This is a genomic window from Terrirubrum flagellatum, from assembly GCF_022059845.1.
Taxonomy (GTDB): domain Bacteria; phylum Pseudomonadota; class Alphaproteobacteria; order Rhizobiales; family Beijerinckiaceae; genus Terrirubrum; species Terrirubrum flagellatum.
Genome location: NZ_CP091851.1, coordinates 3,238,231 through 3,256,904, shown reverse-complemented (window position 1 = coordinate 3,256,904; position 18,674 = coordinate 3,238,231). Strand labels below are relative to the sequence as shown.

17 protein-coding genes are annotated in these 18,674 nt (G+C 62.4%); 7 read left to right on the top strand and 10 right to left on the bottom strand.

Features of this window, described 5'->3' with window-relative positions:
* The first annotated feature begins 9 nt into the window (after positions 1-9).
* On the top strand, positions 10-555 hold the full coding sequence (locus tag L8F45_RS15730; RefSeq protein WP_342358823.1) for a hypothetical protein: 546 nt from the start codon (positions 10-12) through the stop codon (positions 553-555).
* A 316-nt stretch (positions 556-871) separates the two neighbouring features.
* On the top strand, positions 872-1,936 hold the full coding sequence (locus L8F45_RS15725) for a LuxR C-terminal-related transcriptional regulator (protein ID WP_342358822.1): 1,065 nt from the start codon (positions 872-874) through the stop codon (positions 1,934-1,936).
* Between the two features lie 57 nt (positions 1,937-1,993).
* On the opposite strand, the gene L8F45_RS15720 is transcribed toward L8F45_RS15725, so the two are convergent.
* Positions 1,994-2,950, bottom strand: coding sequence for a LysR substrate-binding domain-containing protein (locus tag L8F45_RS15720; protein WP_342358821.1), 957 nt, complete (start codon positions 2,948-2,950; stop codon positions 1,994-1,996).
* Positions 2,951-3,084: 134 nt separating this feature from the next.
* Here L8F45_RS15720 and L8F45_RS15715 point away from each other — a divergent pair, with 134 nt between their 5' ends.
* From L8F45_RS15715 to L8F45_RS15700, 4 genes are read left to right on the top strand one after another with little or no spacing between them, the layout of a single operon-like run.
* Positions 3,085-4,632, top strand: coding sequence for an ABC transporter substrate-binding protein (locus L8F45_RS15715; RefSeq protein ID WP_342358820.1), 1,548 nt, complete (start codon positions 3,085-3,087; stop codon positions 4,630-4,632).
* 26 nt (positions 4,633-4,658) lie between these two features.
* The gene (locus tag L8F45_RS15710) at positions 4,659-5,549 is read left to right on the top strand and encodes a dihydrodipicolinate synthase family protein (RefSeq protein ID WP_342358819.1); all 891 of its coding nucleotides are present in this window, start codon (positions 4,659-4,661) and stop codon (positions 5,547-5,549) included.
* A 29-nt stretch (positions 5,550-5,578) separates the two neighbouring features.
* Complete coding sequence (locus tag L8F45_RS15705; RefSeq protein WP_342358818.1) at positions 5,579-6,532, top strand: nucleoside hydrolase; 954 nt, start codon at positions 5,579-5,581, stop codon at positions 6,530-6,532.
* The gene (locus L8F45_RS15700) at positions 6,529-7,491 is read left to right on the top strand and encodes a nucleoside hydrolase (RefSeq protein ID WP_342358817.1); all 963 of its coding nucleotides are present in this window, start codon (positions 6,529-6,531) and stop codon (positions 7,489-7,491) included. Before L8F45_RS15705 ends, L8F45_RS15700 begins: the two co-directional genes overlap by 4 nt.
* A 74-nt stretch (positions 7,492-7,565) precedes the next feature.
* On the opposite strand, the gene L8F45_RS15695 is transcribed toward L8F45_RS15700, so the two are convergent.
* The 5 genes from L8F45_RS15695 to L8F45_RS15675 are packed head-to-tail and all read right to left on the bottom strand — an operon-like array spanning position 7,566 to position 12,712.
* Complete coding sequence (locus L8F45_RS15695) at positions 7,566-8,333, bottom strand: ABC transporter ATP-binding protein (protein ID WP_342358816.1); 768 nt, start codon at positions 8,331-8,333, stop codon at positions 7,566-7,568.
* Entirely contained in the window at positions 8,330-9,166 is an 837-nt protein-coding gene (locus L8F45_RS15690) for an ABC transporter ATP-binding protein (RefSeq protein ID WP_342358815.1), read from the bottom strand. The genes L8F45_RS15695 and L8F45_RS15690 overlap by 4 nt, the downstream gene beginning before the upstream one ends.
* Positions 9,163-10,086, bottom strand: coding sequence for an ABC transporter permease (locus L8F45_RS15685; protein WP_425329927.1), 924 nt, complete (start codon positions 10,084-10,086; stop codon positions 9,163-9,165). The genes L8F45_RS15690 and L8F45_RS15685 overlap by 4 nt, the downstream gene beginning before the upstream one ends.
* On the bottom strand, positions 10,083-11,108 hold the full coding sequence (locus tag L8F45_RS15680; protein ID WP_342363458.1) for an ABC transporter permease: 1,026 nt from the start codon (positions 11,106-11,108) through the stop codon (positions 10,083-10,085). Before L8F45_RS15680 ends, L8F45_RS15685 begins: the two co-directional genes overlap by 4 nt.
* Positions 11,105-12,712, bottom strand: a complete 1,608-nt coding sequence (locus tag L8F45_RS15675; protein WP_342358814.1) for an ABC transporter substrate-binding protein — start codon at positions 12,710-12,712, stop codon at positions 11,105-11,107. Before L8F45_RS15675 ends, L8F45_RS15680 begins: the two co-directional genes overlap by 4 nt.
* A 330-nt stretch (positions 12,713-13,042) precedes the next feature.
* Between L8F45_RS15675 and L8F45_RS15670 the strand changes: the two genes are divergently transcribed.
* Entirely contained in the window at positions 13,043-14,824 is a 1,782-nt protein-coding gene (locus L8F45_RS15670) for a S9 family peptidase (RefSeq protein WP_342358813.1), read from the top strand.
* Between the two features lie 11 nt (positions 14,825-14,835).
* Here the strand turns inward: L8F45_RS15670 and L8F45_RS15665 are convergent, their stop codons facing one another.
* Genes L8F45_RS15665 through L8F45_RS15650 form a run of 4 tightly spaced genes read right to left on the bottom strand, consistent with a single transcriptional unit; the run spans position 14,836 to position 18,673 of the window.
* A complete protein-coding gene (locus L8F45_RS15665) occupies positions 14,836-15,804 on the bottom strand; it encodes a 2-hydroxyacid dehydrogenase (protein WP_342358812.1) in 969 nt (322 codons plus the stop codon).
* A 26-nt stretch (positions 15,805-15,830) separates the two neighbouring features.
* A complete protein-coding gene (locus tag L8F45_RS15660; RefSeq protein WP_342358811.1) occupies positions 15,831-16,598 on the bottom strand; it encodes an SDR family oxidoreductase in 768 nt (255 codons plus the stop codon).
* A 45-nt stretch (positions 16,599-16,643) separates the two neighbouring features.
* Positions 16,644-17,843, bottom strand: coding sequence for a mandelate racemase/muconate lactonizing enzyme family protein (locus tag L8F45_RS15655; RefSeq protein ID WP_342358810.1), 1,200 nt, complete (start codon positions 17,841-17,843; stop codon positions 16,644-16,646).
* Between the two features lie 5 nt (positions 17,844-17,848).
* The gene (locus L8F45_RS15650) at positions 17,849-18,673 is read right to left on the bottom strand and encodes a carbohydrate ABC transporter permease (protein ID WP_342358809.1); all 825 of its coding nucleotides are present in this window, start codon (positions 18,671-18,673) and stop codon (positions 17,849-17,851) included.
* Position 18,674: the final 1 nt, after the last annotated feature.

The window sequence follows — 18,674 nt, the reverse complement described above, 5'->3', positions numbered from 1 at the left end:
CTAGTTGTCATGTGGGGAGCAGACTTCACGTTTGGGAAGGCGGCGCGCGCGCGCAAGGCGGCCGTCGGCGTCATTGCGCCGCTGGTCGCGCAGACTCGTGAGAGGCTGAGAGAGATCCCTGCGCATGCGTGGCTTGATCCCTATCTCATCGGGTTCATGGCGACCTTGATCACGATCATCGCACGACAGCGCTTCGCCGCCTGCGACTCCCGTTTACTGGCTTCGATCCAGGAGGCCGCGTGGGGAGAGATCACGGGCCTGCCGCCAGAATTGCTGGGTCAGGAGATCATCGCGCTGAGCATGGCGCAGAATAGGAATTTCATCTCTGGATGTCAGGATTCTTTCGCGATCGCGAAACGCATATTTTGCGAAGCAGCAACGTCGTCGGCGGCCGCGGGATGGAGCGATTTGTCGCCAGGCGCGCTGACGGAGTCAGCGTTCGGTGACGGTGAAATTGCCGCCGCTCTCGACGAGCGCGCTGATCTTGCGCGTCTCTGGATCGAATATTTCGACGCGCGCATCGTTGAATTACCCTTGGCGCGCAGCGACAACTGAAACTCATCCGAAAATCGTCGCGGGCTAGACGCACGAATCGCGCGGCGATGCCGGCGATTTCTCTATCGGATCGTGAAAAACCGAAGCTTGCGCTGCAGGCGCATCCTTCTCATCGAACAAACAGCTTTCGTCGTTCGTTGCAGAGCCGTAATTGTTATGATAAGTATGACGTCAATAGCTATAATTTTTATATCGGGGGTTTCCAGATTTTAAGCTTGTTGCGTTGGTGGGCGCCGACGCGCTTCGTTGCGTGGGTTGCGTTATGGACTCTCGTATTTTCGTCCGTCCAGGCGCTTCGGGGGAGAAGCGCTTTGGAGTGTTCTTCAGCCAGTCAGACATCACCCGTCTGACCGCAGAACGGTTTGTTTTCGATCTCTTGCCGACTTTCGCCAATGACGGCGCCAGCCCCGGGGTCGAAGTCGATCTGCGCAGTCACCACGTTGAATCGCGCGGCGAATTTCTCCGTGACGATGCTGCTCCTGCAGAGCCGCGACGTGAAAGCCCGCCTCGGGTCATTCTGCAGCCTCGCGCCGGCAAGACAAGCGCAGCCTGCGCCTCTGTGCTGCGCGTGCGGGCGCAACTGGAGAAACGCGGCGAGACCATCAAGAATTCGATCAAACCCAAAGGTCAGGAGCGTGTCAGCCGCTCGACGCTGCAATCGACGCGCCTGAAGAAGCGCGCCAACGCGCAGGGCGAATTCACCCTGTCGAGCGAGACCGCGATCATCGTCTTTGATGAACGTGTCCTGATCCGCGATTGCTTCGCGCGCGGCCTTCAGGAGAAGTGCAAAAATCACGCGGTCTTCGATTTCACCAGCGTGGAGGAGTGGGAGGCGCGCGCCGGCGACTTGCCGCCTCCGGCGGTCTTTGTGCTGAGCGCGCATGAGCCGCGTTGGCCCATTGAGAAAATCGAGCGTGATCTCTTCGCCTTGACGCGCGCGGCCGTGGATGTGCCCGTCGTGATCGTGTCTGACAGCGACGATATCAATAACATCATGGCCGCTCTGGTGAAGGGAGCTCGCGGTTTCATTACGACGAACATGCCGCTCGACGTGGCGATCGAAGCGGTGCGGCTCGTCGAGGCAGGTGGGACCTTCGTTCCCGCCAGCAGCCTGACCTCGGCTCGCAGCGCGCCGGCTGGCGCTCCTTCGACTTCGTGCGCTGCGCTCACGGAGCGGCAGGTAATGGTGGTGGAGGCCCTGCATCGCGGCAAGGCGAACAAGCAGATCGCCTATGAGCTGAACATGCGGGAGAGCACTGTCAAGGCGCACATCCGGCACATCATGAAGAAATTGAAGGCGCGGAATCGCACGGAGATCGCGGCGCTCACCAGCAAGCTGTTCAACGAAGGCGGCCGCCGGGGCCCTGGCGCGGACAATTGAAGGCGTCGAGCGGCATAGCGCTCCATCGCGGGCCTCGCCGCCATTTTCGGAGAGGGCCTAGACTTTCCCGTTGCTTCGACGCGCTGACACAGGCGCGCTTGCAGATTTGACGCCAGCGGCTTGCGCGATGCGCCGTTGCACCGCCTCGCGCATGAGCGTGATGAAATCATCCTTCACGAGGCTGCGCGGCGCCTTTGGCGGCAGGAGCGCGGCGTAGCGCACAACGATGCGGGGCCGGAAGGGGCGGATTATCAGGGCGTTCGCGAATTCCGCCGCGCTGAGGATGTCGACGATTGCGACGCCAAGACCTCGCGCAACGAGCCGACAGCAATTGTTCAGCGACGTTTCGATGGGCGCGGTGACTGGCGATGAAAGCTCCACGAGCGCGGCGTCAAGGCTGATCCGAAGCGGCGTCCGACGCCCCGGCAGGATCATGCGCTCATGCATGAGATCGCGTGCGGTTACAGCCGCGCGTCGCCCTATCGGATGGTTGAGCGGCGCGATGCAGACGGCGTCGGTTTCCGCCAGCGTTTCCCCGTGCGCAGTTTTCTGCTCGGGACGGCCCAGCACGACGCCGACGTCGTAGTGCTGAATGGCCACCATTTCGGCGATGTGGCTGGAGCTTTCCGTGTCGAAGATGATCGCAAGGTCCGGGCGCGACGCGGCGAGCCGGCCGACGGCATCCTCCATGCCGCAGGCGGAAAGGGAAGGCGCTGCGCCAATACGCAGGATGCCGCCGCGCGCGGCGCGGATCTCCTCGCCAATACGCGCGATCTGGTCGAGCCCGACGTAAAGCCGCTCGACCTCGCGATGGAGCTTGAGCGCTTCGTCGCGCGGCGCAAGCCGGACGCCGTCGCGTTCGAAAAGTTTGAGGCCGAGATTTTTTTCAAGGTCTCTGACAAGGCGGCTGATCGCCGGTTGCGAGACGCCGAGCCGGCGCGCGGCCGCGGTCATCCCGCCCGAGATCATCACCGCCCGGAACGCCTCGATTTGCCTGGGATGGAGACGCGACATGCCAGATCATAACATCCAGTTATGAAAAGGCGAATGCTTGCTATTTGTCTTCTGCCGTGGCTTTCCCTACAGAAGACGCCAAATCGCCGGGACGGCGCGCGCGTGAAGCGCTGAAAGCAGGGAAGAAGCGTCTGATGAGAATTCTCCGCGCTGCGGCCGTCGCCATCGCCGCTTTCGCATTCTCGCACGCCTCGGCCGCTGATTTGCGCATCGGACTCGCGGCGACGCCGACATCGATGGATCCGCAATTCTATGTCGTCGGCCCGAACAGCGCGATGGCGCGCAATATCTTCGACGGGCTCGTCAATCAGGACGAAAGACAGCAGTTGAAGCCGGCGCTGGCGACGGCGTGGACGCTGATCGACGACACGACCTGGGAATTCAAGCTGCGGCGCGGCGTCGTGTTTCATGACGGCAGCCCGCTCACGAGCGCTGACATCGTGGCGAGTATTGCGCGCGTGCCGCTTGCTTCGCGCAACAGCCCGAGCTCCTTCATGCCCTATGTCGAGGAGATTGCGAAGGTCGAGCCCATCGACGACCTGACCGTCCGCATCAGAACGAAGGCGCCTGCGCCCCTGCTGCTGAACAATCTCAGCCGCATCGCGATTCTGCCGGCCGCGATGCTGGAGCGCCCGACCGCCGATCTCAACTCCGGCAAAGGCGTTGTTGGCACTGGCCCACTCAAATTCGTGTCCTGGACGCCCGACAATCAGATCGTCCTGGCAAGGAACGATAAATACTGGGGGCCGAAGGCCGCGTGGGACAAGGTCACTTTCCGCGTCATCGCCGACAGCGGCGCGCGCGTGGCCGCCTTGAAGGCGGGCGATGTCGACATGATTGAAGGGGTGCCCACCTCCGACATCAAGAACATCGAGAGCGATTCCAAGCTGAAGATCGTCACGGTCGCGAGCAATCGCGTCATGTATCTGCATATGGACCAGAGCCGCGACATCTCGCCTTTCGCAGCAGGCGATGACGGCAAGAATCCTCTGCTCAAGCCAGAGGTGCGTCACGCCATTTCGCTGTCGATCAATCGGCAGGCTATCGTCGATCGCATCATGGATGGGCAGGGCGAGTCTGCCGGCCAGCTTGTCCCCAAGGGCTATTTCGGCTGGTCGCCTGCGATCGGCGTCGACGGCTATGACCCGAACAAGGCGAAGGAGCTGCTTGCGGCGGGCGGCTATCCCAACGGCTTCAAGCTGACATTCCACGCGTCCAATGATCGTTATCCCAACGACTCCAAGGTCGCCCAGGCGATCGGCCAGATGCTGAATCGCATCGGCGTCAAGGCTTCGATCGACGTGATGCCGGGCAGCGTCTATTTCTCGCGCGCTTCAAAGCTCGAATTCAGCTTCATCATGGGCGGCGCAGCCGTCGAAACGGGTGAAGCTGCGAGCGTGCTCGGCCCGCTGCTCGCGACCTACAGCCCGACCACCGGGCAGGGCAATCGCGGTCGCTATTCGAATCCGGCTTTCGACAAGGCGCTGAGCGGCGCACTGTCGACCATCGATGAAGCCGCGCGCGAAAAGCTTCTGCAGAGCGCGATGGAGATTGGAATGAAGGATCACGGCGTGATCCCGCTGTTCTTCCTCGGCGCAAGCTGGGCCATGCGCTCGGGTCTCTCCTATGGCGGCAGAACCGACGGCTACACGCTGGCCGCGGATGTCCGCAACGCGCAGTGATCGGCGGACTCCAGGAGCGAAAGCGAATGGCTGAGTTCAAAGGCGTCTTTCCCTATCTTGTCTCTCCGGTCGATGAAGACGGCCAGGTGCGGCATGCGGCGCTTGCTGATCTCGTCGAGCATCTCATCGCCAGCGGCGTGCATGGCCTGACGCCTCTCGGCAGCACTGGCGAGTTCGCCTATCTCCAGCAGAGCCAGCGCTACGAGATCGTGCGGACGGTGGTCGAGGCGACGCGAAAGCGAATTCCTGTCGTCGCTGGCGTCGCCGCGACCACGATCCGCGACGCGGTCGAGCAGACGCGCGAGATGGTTCGGCTGGGCGCCAATGGCGTCCTCGCCATCCTCGAAGCTTATTTCCCGATCTCGGATGATGGGGTAGAAAAATATTTCCGCGCGATCGCCGCAGCTGCTGGCGAACTGCCGGTCACCCTCTACACAAACCCGCAATTCCAGCGCTCCGATCTCTCGCTGCCGGTGATCCAGCGCCTGAGCGAAGTCGGAAATATCCGCTACATCAAGGACGCGTCGAGCAACACCGGCCGGCTTCTCTCCATCATCGAGCGCACGCGCGGCCGTCTCGATGTGTTCGCCGCGTCGGCGCATATCCCCGTCTGCGTGATGATGATTGGCGGCGTCGGCTGGATGGCGGGGCCGGCCTGCGTCGCGCCGCGGCAGAGCGTCGAGCTCTATGATCTCGCCCGACAAGGCGCATGGCCGCAGGCGATGGCGCTGCAATCGCGTCTGTGGCGGCTCAACGAGGTCTTTGCGAAATATTCGCTGGCCGCCTGCATCAAGGCGGGCCTCGCCATGCAGGGCTTCGCTGTCGGCGATCCGATCGCGCCGCAGGCGCCGCTCGACGAGAATGCGCGACGCGACGTGCGCGAGGTTCTTGTCTCGATTGGCGCGCTTGATCATTGAAAGATTTTTCGCTTTCGCCAGAGGAAAATGTGACGCCTGCTCCTGTCATCATCGATTGCGATCCCGGCATCGACGACACCGTGGCCATCCTGACCGCGCTTGCGTCGCCGGAACTGGATATTCTCGGAATTTCCGTCGTGTCGGGAAATGCGCCGCTTGAGCGCACGGTCAGGAACGCGCTGCAGATTTGCGAGCTGGCGGGCCGTCCGGAAACTCCGGTCTATTCCGGTTGCTTCCGGCCTTTGATGCGCGCGCCTATTCGCGGGCAATTCAGCGGCGTCAAGGGATTGGGATCGGCGAACTTGCCTGATCCGTCGAAGAAGCAGGAAGCTACGCACGCCGTGCGCTTTCTCGTCGACACGCTGACGGAGGCGGGGCGAACCGGCCGCAAGATCACGCTTTGCACGCTGGGGCCGTTGACGAATATCGCGGTCGCGCTGCGGCACGGGCCGGAGGTCGCAGCCGGGATCGAGCGCATCGTGATGATGGGCGGCGCTTTCCGCGAAGCCGGCAATCGCACGATGACGTCGGAATTCAACATTCTCGTCGATCCGCACGCCGCTCATATCGTCTTTTCCAGCGATATTCCTGTTATCGTTCAGTCTCTCGACGCCACTCATCAGGCGATCGCCACGCCCGAGCGCATCGCGAAAATCCGCTCGGTCGGCGGCCGGGTCGCCGAACTGGTTGCCGATCTCCTGACTTTCTGGGATCGCAAGGACGTCGCGCGCTATGGCTCGCTTGGCGGCCCGCTGCATGATCCGCTCGTGATCGTTTATTTGCTGAGGCCGGACCTGTTCAAGACCGAACAGGCGCGCGTCTTCGTGCAGCATGAGAGCGAAGTCTCGATGGGGCAGACCATCGCCGACTGGTGGAACAAGTCCGGCGAGACGCCGAACGCGCAGATCGTCTCGAAGGTCGACGCGGATGGCGTGTTCGCGCTCATCTCTGAACGACTCGCACGCTATGCGGTGGCCGCGTGAAGCGCCGCATCATCATCGATTGCGATCCGGGCGTCGACGATTCCGCGGCGATCCTGCTTGCGCTCGCGTCTCCGGAGCTCGACGTTCTCGGGTTGAGCGTCGTCGGCGGAAATGTTCCTCTCGCGGCGACGACGCGCAACGCCTGCAAGATCGCCGAGCTTGCCGGACGACCCAAACTCCCGATTTATGCAGGCTGCCCCGGCCCGCTGGTGAGGCCGCAGATATTCGGCAAATACGTGCATATCGGCGCTTTCAGCGATGAGTTGCTGCCGCCGCCGGCAATCCCGCTTGCTGAGGGTCATGCGGTGCAGTTCATCGTGCGAGAGGCCTGTGCCGCCGCCGCGAAAGGAGAGACGATCACGCTTTGCTGCATGGCGCCGCTGACAAATGTCGCGTTGGCGCTGTTGCATGACGAACAGGCGCAGCGCGGAATTGATCGGATCGTGATGATGGGCGGCGCTTTTTCGGCGCTTGGCAATCGCGCGCCATGGGCTGAATTCAACATTCTCGCCGATCCTCACGCCGCGGAGATCGTGTTCACATCTGGCGTTCCCGTCGTCATGATGCCGCTCGATGTGACGTTCCAGGCGTTGATGACTGAAGATCATCTCGCAAGATTGCGCCGCTTGGGAGGAGCGCCGGCGAAGGCTCTTGCGTCGCTGATTTCCGCGTTCGATCGCAGTGATCACGCGCGTTTCGGCCGTCCGGGAGGTCCCTTGCATGATGCGACAGTCATCGCTTGGCTGCTTCGCCCTGACTTGTTCAAGGGACGGCCGGCCGCTGTCGGAGTCGCGACGCAGGGCGTGACGAGCGGGCATACCTACGCGGATTTTTACGGCAAGGGAGACAGACCCATCAACGCAGAGGTGATGCAGAATATCGATGCGGAGGGATTCTTCGATCTGCTCATCGAGCGCCTGTCGCGCAAGGACGAGCGCGATTCAAAGCCGGGGCGGTGAAGGCTGCTTTGCCGGCCCGGCCGCGCTTCAGGCCGAAGTCATTCCCGGAGCGGCTTGAACTCAGCGCGTCAGCGTCAGTCGGGCAATGCGTTCGCCAGCGCGCGATCATAGCCCCGGCTCGCGGTCAGCAACTGCGTGGTGTAGGGATCATGGCCGGCGTTGCTGTTCAATTGCGCGGCAGATAGCTCCTCCAGGATCTTGCCGTGGTTCATCACGCCGATCCGTTCGCACATATATGAGATCACTGCGAGATCGTGACTGACCAGAATGCAGGTCAATTGGCTGGTTTGCCTGATGTCTTTCAGCAGATTCAGGATTTCCGCCTGCACGGAGACGTCGAGCGCCGAGGTCGGCTCGTCCAGCAGCAGAATCTTCGGTTCGAGAATGAGCGCGCGGGCGATAGCGAGGCGCTGGCGCTGGCCGCCGGAGAGCTGATGAGGATAGCGGTAGCGGAACGCAGGGCCTAATCCAACCCGCTCCAGCATTTCCGCGATGCGAAAATCGGCGCGGTCCATGCGATGGATGGAGAGCGGCTCCATCAGCATCGTGTTCACGGTGTGTCGCGGATGTAAGGAGCCATACGGGTCCTGGAACACCATCTGCACATTCTTGAAGAAGGCGCGGCTGCGATTGGGAGTCATGGACTCGCCGGCGATGCTGATCTCGCCCTGCCAGTTGCGATTCAATCCGCACAGCACGCGCAGCAAGGTTGATTTGCCGCAGCCGGATTCGCCGACGAGACCGAACGTTTCCTCCGCAGCCACATGGAACGAGATGTCGTCGACGGCGCGCATCGCGCCTTGTGCGCCGAAGCTGACGCGCAGGTTTTTGACCGATATCACCGGGAAAACCAGGCCGGGTCGCGTGTCAGCACCGGCAGCCTGGGCCGCGTGTCGCCCACGCGCGGCAGCGATGCGAGCAGCCCGCGCGTGTAAGGATGCTGCGCATGAGCCAGCTCGCTTGCCGCGCATTCCTCGACGATGCGGCCCGCATACATGATCAGCACGCGGTGGCAGAATGAGGCGACCAGATTGAGATCGTGGCTGATGAAGATCAGGCCGAGATCGCGCTGTGACGCCAGTTCGTCGAGGATGGCCAGCACGCGCATGCGCACCGTCACGTCGAGCGCGGAGGTCGGCTCGTCCGCAATCAGCAGAGATGGTTCGGGCATCAGCATCATGGCGATCATGATGCGCTGGCCCATGCCGCCGGAGACTTCGTGCGGATAGAGATCGAACACCCGCTTGGGATCGCGGATCTGCACAGAGTCCAGCATCGCGAGAACGCGCTCCTGATCCTCCATGCGCCCGCCGCGGCGTTCAGCGGGGATGGCTTCAGCGATCTGATCGCCAACGCGCATGACAGGATCGAGCGCGAATTTCGGATCCTGCATGATCATCGAAATGCGGCGGCCCCGCACCTTCAGCATTTGCCGCTCGGTGCAGGCCTGCAGATCGATCTCCTGGAATCGCAGCGTCTTCGCCGTCACCTGCGACTGCGACGGCGAAAGGCGCAGGATAGCGCGCCCGGTCATGGATTTGCCGGAGCCGGATTCGCCGACAATGCCGACCTTCTCACGCCCGACGGTGAAGGACACGCCGCGCACGGCCTCCACCACCCGATGCTCCGTCTCGAAGCGCACCCGCAAATCCTCGACGACCAGTTGCGGAGTCACGCGGCCGACCTTGGATCGAGCACGTCGCGCAGCCCGTCCCCCAGCAGGTTGAAAGCAAGGCTGGTGATCAGGATCGCGAGGCCCGGCACGGCGGAAATCCACCAGGCGCCGCTGAGATGGGCGCGCCCGCTGGACAGCATCGATCCCCATTCCGGCATCGGCGGCTGCGCGCCAAGGCCGAGAAAGCCCAGCCCTGCAGCGGTGATGATGATGCCGGCCATGTTGAGCGTGATGCGCACAATGACCGATGGCAGGCACATCGGCACGATATGGCGCAATATAATGCGCAACGCGGACGCGCCCTGGATGCGCACGGCTGCGACATAATCGGCATTGCGCAATGTCAGCGTTTCCGCGCGCGCCAGCCGTGCGATGGGCGGCCAGGCGGTCAAGGCGATGGCGATGACGGCGTTACGGATGCCCGGTCCCAGCGCAGCGACAAAACCCAGCGCCAGAATCAGGCCGGGAAATGAAAGAAAGACGTCGTTGATGCGCATCAGCGCCGTGTCCGCCCAGCCGCCGAAATAGCCGGAGATGGCGCCAATCATGAGGCCGAGCGGCGCTGCGATCACCGCGACCAGACACGCGATCATGAGCGTGACGCGCGCGCCAAAGACCAGGCGAGCAAAGACGTCGCGGCCGAGGTCATCCGTGCCGAACCAGTGCGCGGCGCTGGGCGGGGCCAACCGGTTTTGCAGGCTTTGCGCGTCATAGCCCTCTGGCGCGATGACAGGCGCCAGTGCGGCGATGATCACCAGCAAGAGCAGCACGATCATTCCGAATACAGTGAGCCGGTTGCTGCACAAGCGTCGCCAGCCGAAATACGCCCGCTGCAGCCTGGCCTGCGACGGCGACGTGGTGACGTCAGCGGTCAGCCACGCGTAAAAGGTCGAACCTTCGCTGCTCTCCTGCGCCATCATCGCGTGCGTGGATCCAGCAGGCGATACAGCAGGTCCGTCGTCAGATTCAGTCCGATGAAGATGACGCCGACGATCAGCACACAGGCCAGCACCGCATTCATATCGCCAGCCAGCAGGCCGGTGACGAGATAGCGGCCGAAACCGGGCCAGGCGAAAACGGTCTCGGTCAACACCGCGCCTTCCAGCAGGAAAGCGTAGGCGAGGGCGATGACGGTGATGAGCTGCACGAGGATGTTGCGAAAGGCGTGACGGCGGATCACCGCCCAGCGCGACAGGCCCTTCACGCGCGCCGCCACGACATATTCCTGCGCGAGCTGCTCCAGCATGAAGCTGCGCGTCATGCGGCTGATATAGGCCATGGAGCCGTAGCCCAGGATCGAACCGGGCAACACGATATGGCTGACCGCGTTCCAGAACACATCCATGTCGCCTGCCCATAGCGCGTCGATGGTCATGAAGCCGGTGCGAGTATCGATGCTGTCGATGAAAGAGACGTCCAGACGTCCGGGACCGCCCACCCAGCCGAGCGTGGAGTAGAACAGGATCAAACCCATCAAGCCCAGCCAGAAAGCCGGGCTCGAATATCCCAGCAATCCGACCACGCGGGCGACGTGATCGATGAATCCACCACGATACACCGCCGCGAGAACGCCAAGCGGCACGCCGACGCCGACTCCAATGATGATGGCGAAAGTGGCGAGTTCGACGGTTGCCGGAAACACTTTCATCAGATCGTCAGCGACGCGATGGCCGGTGAACAGCGCATTGCCGAAATCGCCCGAGAGCATCGAACGCATATAGAGGTAGAACTGGGTGTAAAGCGGCTTATCCAGCCCGAGCTGGCGATGCACCATGTCGTAAGTGGATTGATCGGCCTGATTGCCTACGATCGCCAGCACGGGGTCGTTGGGCAGCATGCGACCCATGAAAAACGTCAGCGCGAGCAAGCCGAACAGCGTTGTGAACACTGAACTCGCTTGCTGCGCGACAGCCTTCAGGCCTGAGAGGCGCATCGAACTTATTTCGAAGCGCTTCCATAATTCACGCCGAACGGCGCGATGACAAAGTCCTTCACAGAGGCGCGCACGGCGATCGGACGGATGGTCTGATAGATGTAGGCCATCGGGCCGTTATGCAGCATGAAGTTCTGAATGTCCTTGTAGATGGCAACCCGTTTCGCCGGGTCCTGCTCCAGCCGCGCGGCTTCCGCCTTGTCGTTGATCGCAAGGTCCTGCCAGCCTGTGCGCCACACGGGATAGCCGACCAGCTTCGCCTCCGCGCGCGGATCGGGATCAGTGGCGTGGCGGGAGATCATGGCGTCGGCGTCGGGATAGCCGGCGCCCCAGCCCACCAATTGCACTTCGAAATCGCGATTGCGGCCGCGTGTGAAGAGATTGGCGTCGGCCATCTGCTCCAGTTCGAGCTTGACGCCGACCTTCGCCGCATTGGCTGCGACATGCTGGGCGATCGCGGGATTGATGTCGTTGGCCGACAGGATCATCTTCTTGCTGAAGCCGTTGGGGTAGCCAGCTTCGGTCAGCAGTTGCTTCGCCTTCGCGAGATCAAGCGAGAAAGGCTGTCCCTCCTTGCGATCGAGCGCGCCGAACGCGCCTTCCGGCACGAGACTGGCGCGCGGCGTGCCTTTGTAGGGGAGGATCGTGTTGGTCAACCCATCATAGTCGATGAGATAGCGGAACGCCTCACGCACCTTGGGATTTGCGAGGATCGGGTCGAGCGTATTGAGCGCGAGATAGGTCACGCCCTGCATCAAGGTCTGCTCGATATGGATGTCCTTGTTGGACTCCAGCGCTTTCAGATCATCCGTGTTCAGGAGGCGAGCGACATCGATGTCGCCCTTCTCCAGCAGCAGCCGTTGCGCGCTGGACTCGGGCACATGGCGAATGATGATGCGCCGCAGGCCGGGCTTGGGTCCGAAATAATTTTCGTTCCGCTCCAGGATCACGACATCGTTCGCGTCCCAGCGCGTGACGTGATAGGGGCCCACGCAGATCGGCGCTGTCTTGAAGAAGGCGTTGCCGAGATCGGACCTGCCGTCGATGGTCTTCGCATTCTTCGTGCCGAGCGCCTTGCTCATGATCACGGAGACGTTGTTGTTGGCGAACGCTGCGGACAAAAGCAGCGGGGCCGGGTAGGGCTTCGTCAGTTTCAGAACCACGGTGCGCGCATCAGTCGCCTGAATTTGGTCGGCGATCTGATCCTTGTTGAAGCCCCATTGGGTCAGCGTCGCGCTGGAGAAATATCCCAGCAGCACGGCCCTTTGCATCGACCATGCCGCGTCCTCGGCGGTGGCGGGCGTTCCATCTGGGAATTTCAGATCGCTCCGCAGCTTGAACGTCAGCGTCAGCCCGTCCGGCGAGCTTGACCAGCTCTCCGCCATTCCCGGGACGATCTTCGACGCGTCCTTCGGGTCGTACTGGACGAGCGTCGAGCAGACATTGCCAACGATGATGTCGTTGCCGTTCACCTCGCCGATCTGGGGCGGATCGAACGTGATCAGCGCATCCAGATTCCATGCGATGACCAATGCGTCGCGTGGTGTGGCCGCATGCCCGCCCACGACCGACAGCAGCAGCATGACAAGAGCGGCGCGCAACGCATGAGCCATTTCAGCCTCCCAACTCGGCGATCAAACTATGGAATCAATTTTGGGGCCACGCCAGCACGGGCGGTCCAGGTCGAACGGCCGCGGCGATCACGAAAAGGCTATCCTGATCCGTGGACGCGCGTTCGCTCCGCATAGCTTCAAACATCGTATTGCGGGGATTGGCCTTGGACAGCAGGCCAAATTCAACCCCGGGCTGCGTCCAGGTCGTTTGTGATGCTTGCGCTCCTCCGCCAATGTGACGGCCGGTTCGCCCAGGTGACGGCCTGATCAGTTTCGCTGCAGGGCTAAGGGCCGAGAATAAGACGAGCTTGTTCTGCGGAAGGATATCGCATGCCCGTTCCAACTGACGCTTGGGTGCAGATCGGAGCCGCCACCACGCCCGCCTTCTCGAAGGACGGACGCACGCTGTTCCATTTGCGCGGCCCCGGCTTGCCGCAGGTCTGGGCGATGGATCTCGATGGCGGCAACGCCAGACAATTGAGCCGTCACGACGAGAAAGTGGCCTTCCTGCGCCGTTGCCCTGCCGATGACCGGTTGATCTGGGGCATCGACGCGGGCGGCGATGAGCGCCAGCAATTCTGGCTGCTGGAGCCCGGGGCCGAACCCCGCGCTTTGACGGATGCGCCTGAGGCGATCCATGAGTTCGGCGCGTGGTCCGCCGACGGCGCGCGCATCGCCTACGCCGTCAATGATCGCGACGAATGCTTCTTCGACATCAGCTTGATGGATCTCGCGACGGGCGCGCGCACGCGCCTGCTGAAGGGCAAGGGAATCCTGACCGCGCCGAGCTGGACGCCTGACTTGGCGCGGCTGGTGGTGATCGAGGATCACAGCAGCTCGGACTTCCGCCTCTGGATTGTGGACGCCAAAACAGGCGCCGCTCGCTCCCTGCCGCTCGCCGCTCCCGCGCGCTTCGCCTCCGTTCGCTGGGTAGAGAAAGGCGCCGTCCTGATGGCGCTGAGCGACGCGGGCGCTGACATGATGCGCCTCTGCCGCATCGATCCGGAGACCGGCGTCAGCGCCGTGGTCTTTGAGGCTCCCGGCCGCGAAGTGGAGGCCTGGTCGCTGTCATCAGACGAGAAAATGCTGGCGACGATCGAGAATGATCGCGGCTACGCTGTTCTGCGCGTCGGGCCGGTCGATGGCGAGCGGCCAGTGATCTCCGGCTTGCCCGAGGGCGTCGTGGCCGATCTCGCCTGGTCGCCGCACAATACGGCGCTGGCCTTCACCGTCCAGGGGCCGACCACGCCGCCCGGCCTCTGGCTCTGGCGCGAAGGCGCGGCGGCGCCAATTCCGATCGCAGATCCGATGGCTGCTTCCGGCATCGATCGAAAGAGCCTGATCGAACCCGAACTGGTGGAATGGACGAGCTTCGACGGGCTGCGCATCCCCGGCTGGTATGCGCTTCCGCGCGGACCTGCGCCCGACGGCGGGTTTCCCGCTGTGATGTGGGTGCATGGCGGCCCGGCTTCCCAGACCCGCGCGAATTTCCGGCCCGACATCCAGATGCTGCTCTCACAGGGCTTCGCCGTGCTGATGCCGAACGCGCGCGGCAGCACCGGCTATGGCCGCGCCTACATGGAGGCCGACGAGGTCGAGAAGCGGCCTGATTTCATGGCGGACCTCGCCGCCGGCCGCGCCTGGCTCGCCGCCCAGCCCGACATCAATCCCGATAGAATCGGCATCATGGGCCAATCCTATGGCGGCTGGGCCGTGCTCGCGGCGGTCACGCTGCAGCCCGAACTGTGGAAGGCCGCGGTGGATTATTACGGCATCGCCGATTTCGTCACGTTGCTCGAGCGCACCGGCCCCTGGCGGCGCGACCATCGCGCGCGTGAATACGGTTTTCCTGGCGTCGATGACGACCTGTTCCAGAAAATCTCGCCCATTCATCACATCGACCGCGTCGTCGCGCCCATGCTGCTTCTGCACGGCGATCGCGATCCGCGCGTGCCGATGCATGAAAGCGACCAGTTCAGCGAAGCGCTTTCACTCCGGCAGAAGAAGGTCGCCTATGAGCGCTTCACCTATGCCGGGCACGGCTTCATCCGGCCGGATCATGTTCGCCGTGTCTACGCCTCTGTGGCGGCGCATTTTCGCGAGCATCTCTAAAACGTTCTGAATCAGCCGATCACGTTGATCAGCGGTTCGCCGCGCGCGAGGCGATTGATGTTCCCGGCTATTGTCTGCTGACGACGGCGAACGGTGCCTTCCGTCCATCCGCTCATATGCGGCGTCATCACCACGTTGGAGAGTGTGTTGAATGGCAGTTTTGAAGGCTGGCGCGACGGCGTTTCGGGCGAGGGATAATCGTACCAGGTGTCGATGATCGCGCCGCCGATGCGCCGGCCAGCCAGAGCGTCATAAAGCGCCTGCTCATCGATGACGAGGCCGCGGCCGACATTGATGATCATCGCGTCCGGTCGCATGGCTGCCAGCTCCGCCGCCGCGATGACGCCGCGTGTATTCTCGGTCAGCGGCAGCGACACGACAATGGCGTCGGCGCTGCTCATGAATTCCTTCAACCGATTGAGCGTGAAGCTCTCGTCGATGAGCGCGTCGCGCGGAATCGACGAGCGGTTCGCGACGGAAACACGCATGCCGAACGCCTTGGCGCGGGCCGCCACGGCCTTTCCGATATGCCCGTAGCCGAGGAGGCCGATCGTTTGCGCTCCAAGTTCTGTCCTGAGCGCGCCCGGGCGGCCGGCCCAATAGTCCCATTCGCCCTGCCGCAAGCGCTCGTCTGCGCGCGGAATCGGAACATGCCGCAGCAACAGCGCCGTCATCACATATTCGGCGATGGCGTCTTCATGCCCGAAGCAGTTGCAGAGCCTGGCGCCGGCGGGCAGGCGCGAGCGATCGATGGCGTCCGTTCCCGCAGCGGGTGCGTGATATAATTTCGCGTTCAGCGGAACAGCGTCTGTCGCGCCAAGCTTGATTCCGATGATGATATCAGCAGCTTCGTACTGTTCGCGTTCGCCGGACCGGCCGAGCGCGTCGGAAAGATCGGCGATGACATGATCGCCTTGCAGCATCGCTTCAAAGCCGGTGCGGAAATTGGCGGCGTTGGCGCCGTGAAAGACAATCTTCATGACAATTCTCGCTGCGATATCTCGGCTTACAGAACGGAGATCATGCCGCCATCGACATAGATGATCTGGCCGTTGACATAATCGCTGGCGGACGAGGCGAGAAAGACGGCGGCGCCAATCAACTCTTCCGGTTTGCCCCAGCGTTTCGCTGGCGTGCGGCCTTTGACCCAGGCGTCGAACGATGGATTTTCGACCAGCGCCTTATTCATGTCGGTGAGCATGTAGCCTGGGCCGATCGCGTTGGCCTGAACGCCATGGGCGGCCCACTCGGCCGTCATCGCTTGCGTCAGCATTTTGATGCCGCCTTTCGCCACCGTATAGGGCGCGACGGTGGCGCGGGCCAGCGCGCTCGTCAGCGATCCGATATTGATGATCTTGCCGCGGCCACGCGGAATCATGCGCTTAGCCGCCTCCCGCCCGACGACGAATGCGCTGGTGAGATTCACATCCAGAACTTTTTGCCATTCCGCCGTCGACAGTTCGACCATCGGCTTGCGCAACTGGATGCCGGCGTTGTTGACGAGGATGTCGATTTCGAGGTCCGTTTCGTCGAAGCGCGAGAAGGCCGCGGCGACCGCCGCCTCATTGGTGACGTCAAACGCGGCCGCGTCCGCCTTGAGGCCTTTCGCCATCAATGTCGCAGCAGCCTTCGTCGCGCCCGCTTCGGTGGTGCCGTTGACGATGACGCGCGCGCCGGCCGCAGCAAGCCCTTCCGCGATCGCAAAGCCGAGCCCGCGAGCCGAACCCGTCACAAGCGCTGCACGCCCATCGAGCCTGAAGAGGTCAACTGTCATTTTGCGCCCGTCGAAATAGATGGAAGGTCAAAGCCATTCAGAATATTACAGCGTTGAACACCGCGCCGTGAGGTCTTTCCTTTCATAGACCTGCGGCAGCAACTCGACGCCAAGGCCGTAGCCTTCCATGGGATAGACATAGCCGTCCTTGATCACGGGCATCGTTGTGACGAGTTCGTTGTACCAGCCCTTGTAGAAGGCGCGCACGCTCTCCTGGATGAGCGTATTCGGCTGGGAGAAGGAGGCGTGGATTCCGGCGATGAAGCCGACCGGCCCGATGCAGTCGTGCGGCGCGAACGGACGATGATAAGTCTCCGCCATCGAAGCGATCTTGCGTCCCTCGGTCAGCCCGCCCGACCAGCAGAGATCGACCATGACGACATGCGTGGCGTCGCGATCGAGCATATCTTTGTAGGGAAAACGCGAACCCAGCGTCTCGCTGGCGCAGACCCAAACATCGGTCGATCGCGCATATTCAGCAAGCGCCTGCGGCGAGTTCATCCGGATCGGATCTTCGTACCAGGTTGGCTTATAGGGCTCGATCGCCTTGGCGAGCCTCTTCGCCATCGGCAGATTCCACAGCGAGTGGAACTCGACCATGATCTCCATCTTGTCGCCAACCGCTTTGCGAATTTTCTCGAAGGGGGCGAGCGCGGCCTTCAGTTGCTCCGTCGTGATGTGGCAACCCTGATTTTCATTCGCTGCGGGATCGAACGGCCAGATCTTCATCGCCGTCACGCCTTCTTCCAGCAGGCTTTCCGCGAGCTGATCGGCGCGGTTCATGAAGCCGTCGAGGTCTTCGTAGGGCCCCTCCGCCTCGCCCATGTTCCAGTTCGACACCGGCCTGATCTGGGTCGAACGCACATATTTGTAGCCCGCGCAGGTGTTGTAAATTCGTTGTTTGTCGCGGCAGAGACCGCCCAACATCTGATGAACGGGCTGCTTGCAGGCCTTTCCGAAAATATCCCAGAGCGCGATATCGATCGCGGACGCCGCGCGATATTCGACGCCCGTTGATGACTGCGCCATCGGCAGATTGAGCATCTCGCGATGCAGCGCCTCGATGTGCAGCGGGTTCCTGCCGAGCAGGCGAACCGACAGCGTATCATGGATATGCGCTTCGACTGCGCCGGCGCCATAGAAGGTCTCGCCAAGGCCGACGATTCCAGCGTCCGTGTGGACGTGAACCCAGATGACGTTCGCGAACTCTTCGGTGCGCAGCGTCTCGATCTTCGTAATCTTCATGGAAATCAGCCTTTCACGCCGCCGGCGGTCATGCCGCTCACGACGTATTTCTGCACAAAGAGATAGAAGATGATCGCAGGAACCGTGTAGATCATCGCGATCGACATAACCGTGTGGATCGGTGTCGACAATTCGCCCACGAAACCGGCGAGTCCAACGGACGCCGTGCGCAGGCTCTCGCTGGAGACAAGAGTCTGTGCGAACACATATTCGTTCCAGCCGTGGAAGAACGCGATGACGGCGGCGGCCGCCAGCGTAGGCGCAATCAGCGGCAGCACGATGCACCAGACCAACCCGGCCTGGGAACAGCCATCGATGCGCGCGGCTTCCTCGATCTCTTCAGGCACGCCATCGATGGCGCCCTTCAGGATCCAGACGACCACCGGCACCGTGAAAGCCGTATTGGCGAGAATGAGTGCTGTCAGCGTGTTGAGAATCTTGAGCTGCCCGAACAGCGCATAGAGCGGCACGACGAGCATCGCTTCCGGCAGCATCTGTGTCGCAAACAGCGATAGCCCTATGACGCCCTTCCCGGTGAATTTGAAACGCGACAGCGCATAGGCGGGGAAAAGCGCGATCGCGAGCGACAGGAAGGTGGTGCCGCCGGCGACGATCAGTGAGTTCAGAAGCCAGGTCGCAACGGGAATTTTCTCGAACGCCTCGCGATAAACGCCGGCCTCTCCCCATTTCGGCAGGAAATTGGGCGTCGATGCAAAGAGGTCCGACGATGGCGTCAGCGACGTCACGAACATCCAGTAAAAGGGGAATCCGGCGAGCGCGAGTAGAAGAACAACGGCGCTGATGCGGAGCGGGGTCGGGAGCGCAGTCATT

Bases quoted from the DNA above. Each gene is read 5' to 3' on its own strand.
- L8F45_RS15730 (WP_342358823.1), top strand. From the start codon at position 10: ATGTGGGGAGCAGACTTCACGTTTGGGAAGGCGGCGCGCGCGCGCAAG.
- L8F45_RS15720 (WP_342358821.1), bottom strand. From the start codon at position 2,950: ATGTCGCGTCTCCATCCCAGGCAAATCGAGGCGTTCCGGGCGGTGATG.
- L8F45_RS15715 (WP_342358820.1), top strand. From the start codon at position 3,085: ATGAGAATTCTCCGCGCTGCGGCCGTCGCCATCGCCGCTTTCGCATTC.
- L8F45_RS15710 (WP_342358819.1), top strand. From the start codon at position 4,659: ATGGCTGAGTTCAAAGGCGTCTTTCCCTATCTTGTCTCTCCGGTCGAT.
- L8F45_RS15685 (WP_425329927.1), bottom strand. From the start codon at position 10,086: ATGATGGCGCAGGAGAGCAGCGAAGGTTCGACCTTTTACGCGTGGCTG.
- L8F45_RS15675 (WP_342358814.1), bottom strand. From the start codon at position 12,712: ATGGCTCATGCGTTGCGCGCCGCTCTTGTCATGCTGCTGCTGTCGGTC.
- L8F45_RS15670 (WP_342358813.1), top strand. From the start codon at position 13,043: ATGCCCGTTCCAACTGACGCTTGGGTGCAGATCGGAGCCGCCACCACG.
- L8F45_RS15665 (WP_342358812.1), bottom strand. From the start codon at position 15,804: ATGAAGATTGTCTTTCACGGCGCCAACGCCGCCAATTTCCGCACCGGC.
- L8F45_RS15660 (WP_342358811.1), bottom strand. From the start codon at position 16,598: ATGACAGTTGACCTCTTCAGGCTCGATGGGCGTGCAGCGCTTGTGACG.
- L8F45_RS15655 (WP_342358810.1), bottom strand. From the start codon at position 17,843: ATGAAGATTACGAAGATCGAGACGCTGCGCACCGAAGAGTTCGCGAAC.
- L8F45_RS15650 (WP_342358809.1), bottom strand. From the start codon at position 18,673: ATGACTGCGCTCCCGACCCCGCTCCGCATCAGCGCCGTTGTTCTTCTA.